Source organism: Nitrosomonas sp. Nm166 (genome assembly GCF_900112825.1).
In the GTDB taxonomy this organism is placed as follows: domain Bacteria; phylum Pseudomonadota; class Gammaproteobacteria; order Burkholderiales; family Nitrosomonadaceae; genus Nitrosomonas.
Genome location: NZ_FONE01000113.1, coordinates 1 through 1,548 on the forward strand (window position 1 = coordinate 1; position 1,548 = coordinate 1,548).

3 protein-coding genes are annotated in these 1,548 nt (G+C 38.4%); all 3 read right to left on the reverse strand.

Features of this window, described 5'->3' with window-relative positions; genetic code table 11:
* Positions 1 to 340: 340 nt before the first annotated feature.
* The 3 genes from BM021_RS14970 to BM021_RS14980 all read right to left on the reverse strand — a co-directional run bounded on the left by BM021_RS14970 (position 341) and on the right by BM021_RS14980 (position 1,412).
* Entirely contained in the window at positions 341 to 910 is a 570-nt protein-coding gene (locus BM021_RS14970; RefSeq protein WP_090721765.1) for a DUF2726 domain-containing protein, read from the reverse strand.
* 84 nt (positions 911 to 994) lie between these two features.
* Complete coding sequence (locus tag BM021_RS14975; RefSeq protein WP_090721766.1) at positions 995 to 1,213, reverse strand: type II toxin-antitoxin system HicA family toxin; 219 nt, start codon at positions 1,211 to 1,213, stop codon at positions 995 to 997.
* On the reverse strand, positions 1,206 to 1,412 hold the full coding sequence (locus BM021_RS14980; RefSeq protein WP_090721767.1) for a HicB family protein: 207 nt from the start codon (positions 1,410 to 1,412) through the stop codon (positions 1,206 to 1,208). The genes BM021_RS14975 and BM021_RS14980 overlap by 8 nt, the downstream gene beginning before the upstream one ends.
* Positions 1,413 to 1,548 lie beyond the last annotated feature (136 nt).

Genomic DNA, 1,548 nt, shown 5'->3' on the forward strand with positions numbered 1-1,548 from the left:
GCGCGCTAAAAAGCCTCGAATCAAACCAGGAAACTATGCGCGGCATTACCGGATGGGATTGGATTATTAATGCTGTTCCTAAATAGAATTGGAATTAGAAGGAAGAGCGACCGTTTTCTTTCAGATTTTTTCTGTAATTTTCTAAACGTTTTTCGGCGCGTAAATTCAAACGGCTGCTAAGCGCCCTGCAAAACAAACGGATTTCTTCAGCATCAGCGCCTGACTCAATTAGGCGTTTTTTCTCGGCTGCAACATAGCGGTAATACCTGCGCTTGATGGTTTCATTACGGCCGTAATACCGGATAGGCCAGTAAAGATGAATCAGTTTTCAGAACATGATTTAACTGGCTGAATTTAAATTATTAGTAACTTTATCGCGCACTGCTTGAACTTGGTAATTCGCTTTACATGGAAAGCGTATCAGCTTCAAGCCAGCAGTTTTACAAGCTTTTTCTACAAAAATGTCTCTTGTACGTGTTTTGTGTAAATTATGACTACTATCATCTAATTCAATAACGGCTATAACTACAAGAGTTTCTTTATCACAAAGCACATAATCAAAATGCTTCGAAGATATTTTGTAGAACGCAGAATTCCAGTTTCTTCGACTTAATGCGTGATCTGGTGTCAGTATGTCAGCAATGCGCACTTTGGCGAATATTTCATATTCATCAGACAGAGCTTGTTTTAGTGCCAGGAAAAAATAACGCTCCGCTTGTGAAAATAATCTTCCTAAAGACTTATATTTAAAATTTGTAAGTCCGCCAACAATTTTTAAAGCAAGCTTTAATAAAAAAGCCAACAAAATCAAAGAAAATACAAATACCCAGATATCAGCAAGAAGAGGTTGTCTCGCTACCATATCGGTAATTGCATTAACAATAGCTGTCAAATTTGGTGAAAGATCCATTAGACATTCTCGATTCTTGAGAAAGAAAGATTTAGCGGCAGCTATATAGAAATATAAACCCGTTTTAGCAATAATAAATAGGTGTTAAGTGCGTAACGCTTCAATAAAATCATCTGGAGATACCCCGGGCTTGAGTACTTCACTCAGGGTTCCCGTTTTCAGTTCACGGTGATTTGGCACAACACAGCCAGAAGATCCCTTCCGAAGAATGATATGACTGCCTCGTTGACGTACTACAGAAAAACCCAAATATTCAAGTTCTTTTATTGCTTCCGAAGTAGAAATAACAGGCAATTTAGGCATGCTCTGCTACTTGAATGGTCGTTAACAATGAGCGGGAAGATATGATTAATGGGAATTCTTCAAGGTAGAGTTCGGTTGCTTCTGTTAAATTAGCGAGAGCTTCTTCAACGGTTTCACCTTGCGTAGTTGTTCCGGTTTCAGGATTGAAGGCAACATAACCGCCTTCAGGTGCTGGTGTTAATACTGCGGAAAGTTCCATGATTTTATCCTCTTAAGTTCACCTTCAAAATTATACCTTAGGAGACCTTTGCAAAAACATAACTTTACCTGAAGCGTATTCAGTTCAGATTTTTTTGTGAGCAATGAAGTACTTTTTGTAAGCTTTTCGCAAAAAT